The following is a 7779-nucleotide window of genomic DNA, read 5'->3' on the forward strand; positions in this document are numbered from 1 at the left end:
GCATGAGTGTGCTGAGCGGGTAGTAGATCATGGGCTTGTCGTAGACCGGCAGCAGCTGCTTGGAGGTCACGAGCGTGAGCGGGTACAGGCGCGTGCCGGACCCGCCGGCGAGGATGATGCCTTTCATAGCGACTCCTTAACTTTCCAAAATATCGTTGAGTTTGAACACCCTGCAAAAAACCGTCTTATTAATGACTAGATAGGCTGAATATACGAATAGAAAGATGACAGAGGTCAAAAGTGGGGTAAACAATTGCGCGTTAATTACAAATCCAAGACTCAATATGGCACTTACAAATGACAATTTAGTCCGAGAAACATTGAGCGTTCTGCCAATTAGCAGTTCTGACAACAAGCATCTGGACGCGAGTGCAATTACGACGCAAAAGAGAACAAATTCAACCGACTTAACCACATAAGTACCAAACAGAGTGCACACGAAGCTAAAGAGAAGAGTTGCTAAATTAACCTCTAACAGCCGTTTTTCTTCACGCAAAACTTTGAAAAAAGTCGTGCCGACAATGTCCATCTTCCCCTCAAAAACGCAAATCGGGAATAGGACCGCGAATAGCTGGATGCTTCTCGCATACTGGGGAAGCCACCAATTGAGAACAACCGTTATGGGGCCATAAAGGATATACACCGCCGGAAGCAGCAAATCGAGAATGTCCCTCATCATACAAAAGGCGCTCGAGCAGCCATGACGATCGAGTTGTTTCAAATTCGGAAACAGCACCATGCTAACCTGTGTCAGGAACGTCAGGAAAAAAGCAGCAATCGATAGAGAAAAGGAGACGATTGAAAAGACCTCAATTCCCCAGTTCAAATCAACAAAAAACCTAACAACACCAAGTATCAAACTACTTACTATGTTGGCAAACATCAACTTGATGCCAACGCGAACGCTTTCAATCGACTCCTTAACACTTTCAGAGTGCGCTAAAACCCCAGCAGACAGAATATCCCTAGCTTTATACAGGCAATAAACTAATCTGAGGTATTTGGCCAGAGTATAAAAAATAATATAGGGCTCGAACGAATCAACTCCGAAAACAACCAGAATGATCAGAGCCGCAAAAAAGGCCAAGGCGTCAAGCGCTGCCGAAAAAGAAAACAGCGCGGTTTCATTTACCGCCTGAAATACATATCCCAAATAGAACGAACAATTATTTGCAAGCAGAATTATGCCAATCCAGACAATAACAAACTGGCGCTGCGTCTCAAAAGGCCCAAATAAGGCGACAAGTATTACCGCAACGCTGATTACTGCCTGATAAAAAATGCTGACCAGAAACTGGGAGTTAATCGCCTTTTTATCGAGCGCATCCCGGGTCTCTCCGCCATGAATGAGATAGACGCCGTCATTAATCCCAAAATGAAAGAATCCAACGTAGCTAAGATAGAAAATGAACAGTTGCCAATATCCAAACTCGGCAACACCCAGGACCTTAGGCAAAAGAAGGGTCAGTATGACACTAACGGCTGTGCTTAAACCTTGTGCAAATACGGCAAAGACCATATCCCTAGCAATTTTCTTAGTGTTCAAGCCAATCCCCAATTAATAGATATCAAGTCGTTAAACGAACATCTTCTAAGCATATCAAATCCTCCGGAATAGTTTTCTTAATTAAATGAACAACGGAATTGGCCTATATTTCGTAATCGTAATCCATTTTTCTAAAGCAAATCAGAAGTTCTCCATCATCAAACTACAGCTATTGTTCCGCGCCCCAATTGCACGTACTGAGGCGCGGCGTTTTAAATGCAGCATCAAACTAATCGAGTGATAGGCGTCAGAAAGGAAACAAAAATGTCACCTCAAACAGAATTCAGTAGTACTGTATCGATTTGAGGTCTCGCCTCTCGGATAATACCAACCGACGCATCAAGTTGAAGACAGCTAAACCATAGGTGGCTATTTCACAACTAAATTAACCTCAAGCGCTTCCATATGCAGGGCCTCACCAGTTGTACCGGCGCACTCGCCTGACTTAACACAATCAAGCCAGCCCTTGTTTTGCACATGCGCCCTATAGACAACGTCATAATGCTTGGCAAGATCTCCCGTAAGCTTAATTTCTACAGCCTCAATAGCAAGAGACTTTCCAGTGGTGCCGGCCAGTTTGCCGTTCTTGACCCACTTTTGCCAGCCGATATTCTGAACGTGAGCTCGATACTCAATGCCGCCAGAATACCCAAGATCAGGCTTGCTAATCGTCAACGCCTCAACAGCAAGGTTTCGACCAGTTGTGCCAACGGTCATGCCTTCGTAAACAGGCGACTGCCAACCAAGGTTTGAAACATGAGCCCTGATTGAAAACGTTCTCTGAATAGAAGGTTGACCTGTATCCCCAGGAGCGGGCGAACCCTTTTCAACTAAAACGACCTGATATGCCTCGAGCCTCAAATCGAAACCAGTCGTTCCGGCAACTTGATCATTGCAGGCCCAGCCAAGCCAGCCCTTGTCCTGAACATGAGCGCGATAGTAAACGTCATAACGATTGGCCATCTCACCAGTAAGTCGAATTTGGATAGCCTGGACGGACTTGCTCTGACCCGTAGTACCGGAGACTTCTCCCTCTTTCACATAGTCTTGCCAACCGTAATCGGAAACATGCGTCCTGTACTCCAGGCTGCCATCGTAGGGAGCATTCTGCAGGTTGAGAGTAATAGCCTCGACAGCCTTGGACTGACCAACGGTGCCAGAAACATTTCCGCCCTTGGAAGCCGACTGCCAACCGTCATTCGAAACATGCGAAGTTGCCAAAACATCAAGCGAGCCTCGTGACACCTTGACGACGTCGTAGCCCGACTCGTCCTTCTTGAAATAAGTCAGAGCGCCGCTATTGTGCGAATAAATAGCAAAGTCGTAATTTGCCGAAGCAAGGATGGAATCCGAAAACTCTACGAGATAGCAAGAGTCGCCCTGCTTGCAAAGGGATCTGATTGCAGCATCCGTCTCTTCGGTAACCGGAGAAGCAAACCAATCCATAATCGAATAATCGATAACGGCACCCGGCTTCAAGGCCTCGGTCTTCGTTGAGTTCCAAAGTCCACCAGCAGCATCGGCGCTGGCCGAGTTATACGTACTAGACCCATATCCAGACAGGCCGATCTCCGGATTAAAGAAGAGAATCAGCTCTGCAGCAACGGAAGAATCGACATCGGTAATGTCCAGACGGTCAAGCTGCTCCTGCTTTTGGGGATACATGCCTGTCGGTGTGTTCGGGTGCCCCTTGTAATAATACAAATAGTCATCGCCATAGATAACTTCCGTCAAGTTGGCATAGTCGTCAAAATTCTGCTCATAAGAAACGTACGTTCCAAGCAGCATCATTACCTTTTTGCCCTGTTGAGTCGCCGCATCAAAATAACCATCGTTAAAGTTATACAGGGCCTTAAACGCTTGGACCGTATCTTCTCCCCTATTCTGCAAGCTCGTAAGCATGCTCGAAACGTTCATCTTCTTAACGTTAGGATCGGATGCGATCTTACTCGCAAAGACATTATCGTCACCGCTTGTAAACAGATTGGTGCGAGTCATCCACCACTGAGTCCCGGGCTCAATGCTCAGCACGGCATACATAGAATCCCAGTGATCGTGATAATCGCTATACGACTTTGAAACCTCACCGGTTTCGTATTCTTTTTTCTTGGCAGCATTCCAAGAAGCAATCAGCTCAGCTTGCTTAGAATCTGGATCCTTAACGTCGAAGGCCTCGTTGGTAAATACATACGTGGCAGATCCATCGGACAACAGACGAATAGAGTACTGGCCGGCGGGAATCTTATTGGCATAAATCATCCTATGGATCAACGAGCAGGTGATGTCATTGATATACAGATTGAACTTCGCCTTGGGATTGATCTTGTAGAGAGCAGCGACATAATCCGCGAACGCCTGATAGCTCGAACCAGAAGCATTCTCCTCATGAGTCAGATACGGAAGGCCATACATCCCGGATGGAAGCGAGTTCCAGTTATAGGCACTTGGACGATCGAGCATCACAATCGACGGAATGCTCGTTCCAGCAGAAGAGGTGCTTATATCCCAGAAAGAAAGCGAATAGAGAACAACGGGGAAAGAAGCACTCAAAGGAGCAAGGTTGTACTCGCTCGCAGAAATGCCAATTGATTGATGATCCTCATGAACGATGTTTCCGTTCTTCAAATACTGCAACGTAACGTCAAACGGACCATAATTGCTAAATTCAATTTCACTGGAACTGGAATCCAAATCTCCGAGTGCAATCGTACTGGAAACAGAACGGGTAACCTTCCCTCCATACGACATGGTACCCGCCACCCTTATCGAATCAGCGATACCGAGTCGTTTTATATCCTCAGCCTGCGGAATATTTAGGGTCACTTTAGTCGTATCCCCAACCTGAGAAAGAGAGCAATTAAAGACATACGGGACATAAGCACCAGCGGTATCGCCGGGAGCCGCATCACCCTTCTTTACAATAACGATCTGCATTGCTTCAACGGCATAGGACCAGCCTGTAGTTCCGGCGGTTGATCCATTCGAGGCCCATCCAAGCCAGCCAAAATTAGAAGCATGAACTCGGTAATACAGGTCATAAGAAGCAGACCTGTCACCCGTCAGCTTGAGCTCGACGGCTTCAATCTGAAGGCCCTTCCCTGTTGTGCCGGAGACAGCTCCATTAGAAACCCAACCCTGCCAGCCTTCATTTTGAACATGAGAGCGGTATTCGATACCAAGGTCTTCTGAATTAGGGAGGGAAACCCTGATTGCCTCAAGCCTACGAGACTGGCCCGTTGTGCCAGAAATCGAGCCATTCGATGTAAACGTTGACTCCCAGCCAATGCCTGAAATGTGAGATTTATAGCTGACGTCCGGGACCGCCTCTTTAGGCTCCACGGCAACATCAACCGAAGGCGTCGCTTCATCGACCGCAGCAGCAGTTTGATCCGAAGAGTCAGATTGTGTCTCTGGAACGGATTCATATTCATTGGAACCAACAGTTTGATCTGCCCAACAAGCCAAAGGGCTCAAAAGCACCATCGACATGAAGCAGGAAATCAGAACAATGAATGCTCTAAATTGCCTTTTCAAGGGAATCGCCTCCTAGATAGACAGTCGTCAATAACCATACTATCGGGAGTAGGCTTCATTGTTGCTACCAATTAGGTGAACGAAGAAAAAGGAGCCTAATTCAACGGCAAGGGCCCTTTCCTGTTGCCAAGACTACGACAACAGGAAAGGGCCCTCTAGCAAGCTCTCGCCGTTTACGAAATAGCTAGTAAATTACCACCTTGGTAGCAAGGGACACGTTATCCCAAATCCATTTAGCGCGATCGATGGGCAAACGCACGCAGCCTTGTGAAATATGCATTCCCATTCGGCTGTCCATGGGATTAAAAGTTCCCTGGTAGTACGGTATTGAATGGAACAGATAGTCCCCGTAAAACTGCGTGTAGTAGTAGCAGGTATACCCATGTCCAAACGAGTAGCCCTTGCCGGTGACAGTATACTCACCCGTAGGCGTTGGGGTACTAGGAGCGCCGGTAGAGCAAGTCCAGTATTGAGCATAACTCCACGACCCGCGCTGTCCACGAAAAACTCCAAGGCGGCATGCTTGCCTGTCAACCATAATGAGCCAGTTTGTATTGCTCGAATATCTATTAGCCCGGTTAAGCATGCCCATCATGTCGGCAGGCAACAAGGGCTGATCGGTAAACGGGCGCCCGGTAGCACCGGGAGCGCCAGCGCCCTTGGGAACAATCTTCACTTGAACAGACTCGACTCTACAGCCTATCCTAGACGTGCCCGCAGGCTGCCCATTTGAGGTCCAGTCGAGCCACCCAAAGTCTTGGCAATATGCTCGGTACCAGATATCAAAGTAGTTCGACAGATCACCAGTCAGCCTAATCTTAAGAGCCTCGATGCGCTTAGCACGGCCTACCGTACCAGCAACATTCCCATTGGAAGTCCAGCCTTGCCAACCCACATCCTGCACATGGGCAGAGTACTCAATACCGCCCGATACGCTACTGGAGACGCTTAGCTTCAGTGCCTCAATCGCAAGTGATCTGCCAGTCGTACCCGCAACGCCGCCGTTGCCAACGGGATTCATCCAACCAAGCGTGGCGACATGCGCCTGGAGCGTTAGGGCTGGTACCGAGATAAATGCGGGCGCAGACGACGCACCAGGATTCCCGCCCTTCGCTACAAGCTTAATTTGGACAGCTTCTATTTGAATATTAAGCCCGGTAGTTCCAGCGGAATCGCCGTTTTTGGCCCAACCAAGCCAACCATAGCCCGCCGAATGAACTCGATAGTAAATGTCATACTGATTCGCGAGGGAACCATTTAAGCGCAGCTTAAGAGCCTGAATGGCCAATCCTTGTCCAACGGTCCCAACATAACCGGCAGATCGCCATTCTTGCCAACCAATATTGGCAACATGGGCTCGTGCCTCAATTAGAGAATCATCATCCACGCCAGACAACGACACATTCAAAGCTTGAAGAGAAAGCGATTTTCCCGTTGTACCGGCATTCTGCCCATCTAAAACAGATGGAGACCACCCACGGTTAGCGGAATGTGCCTGATAGACTACATGAGGGCTATCAGTGGAAGTATCGGAAACAAATGCACTATCCGTTACACCGGGCGCATTGCTCCCTTTGCTGACAATTCGTACTTCAACAGCCGTAAGGAATGAACCGGATATTGTTGCCCCCGCATCCGCACCATTGCAAGTCCAGCCAAGCCAACCTTTTTTGGAGTCAAAGCAGCGATACCAAACGTCATAGGCATTTGACAAATCACCAGTTAAAGTCAATCTCACAGCCTTCAAAGCGCGGCCATCATTTTTTGAGTTAAGCGCGGCACCATCAGAAACAACATCGCTCCATCCACCAAATTCAAAGCAGCCAGAATAGCCGATTGATCCTGAAATTTCCTGATTTTCAAATGAGATTGAAAGCGAAGTTAAAGGTTCAGAAGAGCCGCTCTCGGAGCCCAATAAAATCGATTTGCCTCGTAAGGAGCCCAGGCTTTTTCCGTTAAGGCAAAGCGAGCTACCGCTCAGAATATCTGTAGCTCCAATGAAATGAGTCGCTGTATCGCCAGGAGCAGAGCCGCCCTTTTCGACCAGCAAAATCTGAATGCCCTGGACTGCGGCACCCTTCGCCGTGGAACCCGCAGGAGTCCCATTCGATGCCCAGCCAAGCCATCCGCCCAATTCAGAAGCATAGACACGGTACCAAATGTCATAGACATCAGTTATCTCACCGTTCAACCTAAACTGGACAGCCTCAATGGACCGAGACTGACCCGTCGTTCCAATAGTGCCTGAAGACCAGTTTTGCCAACCGATGCCAGACACATGTGCCCGAGAAGAGATAGAACCTCCGTGTCCATACCAAGTAACACCAGGCGTCAACGCTTCAATTGCATTCCTTGAGTTAATAAAACCAGATGTATTCCCATTCGTAACCGCACTCGTCCATCCAACATTAGAGACATGAGATCGATAAGAAACAGTAGGCGGTTCTTGAGCACGGTCTTTAAAAGCGTCGCCGCGCGCTGGCGCATCTTGAGCGTTTTTCAGAATCACCTTAATCTGAATAGCCTCAATCGGGTAAGCATAGCCCTGAGTTCCAGCAGGCTCACCATTTGAGGGTTGATTTCCGATCTCAGCCGAACACATTGAGCAAATAGGCCATTCCCGCAGTTAGCCGAACGCCCCCGCGGCCCCTCCTGGGGCCCGGGGGCGCCGTTTTCCCAGTTGAAGGAACGGTGGAGAT

Annotated in this window: 4 protein-coding genes; all 4 read right to left on the reverse strand. The window is 48.4% G+C overall.

Annotated features, from left to right (window positions below):
• A partial coding sequence (locus tag AAAX73_RS09620; RefSeq protein WP_349125689.1) for a sugar phosphate nucleotidyltransferase occupies positions 1-127 on the reverse strand: 127 nt, incomplete at its 3' end.
• Between the two features lie 9 nt (positions 128-136).
• Positions 137-1546, reverse strand: coding sequence for a hypothetical protein (locus tag AAAX73_RS09625; protein ID WP_349125769.1), 1410 nt, complete (start codon positions 1544-1546; stop codon positions 137-139).
• Between the two features lie 369 nt (positions 1547-1915).
• Positions 1916-5080: a hypothetical protein gene (locus tag AAAX73_RS09630; RefSeq protein WP_349125770.1), complete on the reverse strand. Its 3165-nt coding sequence runs from the start codon at positions 5078-5080 to the stop codon at positions 1916-1918.
• A gap of 184 nt (positions 5081-5264) precedes the next feature.
• The gene (locus AAAX73_RS09635) at positions 5265-7682 is read right to left on the reverse strand and encodes a L,D-transpeptidase family protein (RefSeq protein WP_349125771.1); all 2418 of its coding nucleotides are present in this window, start codon (positions 7680-7682) and stop codon (positions 5265-5267) included.
• Positions 7683-7779 lie beyond the last annotated feature (97 nt).

It is taken from the genome of Collinsella sp. CLA-ER-H9 (assembly GCF_040092295.1).
Taxonomy (GTDB): Bacteria; Actinomycetota; Coriobacteriia; order Coriobacteriales; family Coriobacteriaceae; genus Collinsella.

What these genes read in the sequence shown, in the direction of transcription:
- AAAX73_RS09635 (WP_349125771.1), bottom strand. Translation starts at nt 7,682, where the DNA reads ATGTGTTCGGCTGAGATCGGAAATCAACCCTCAAATGGTGAGCCTGCT.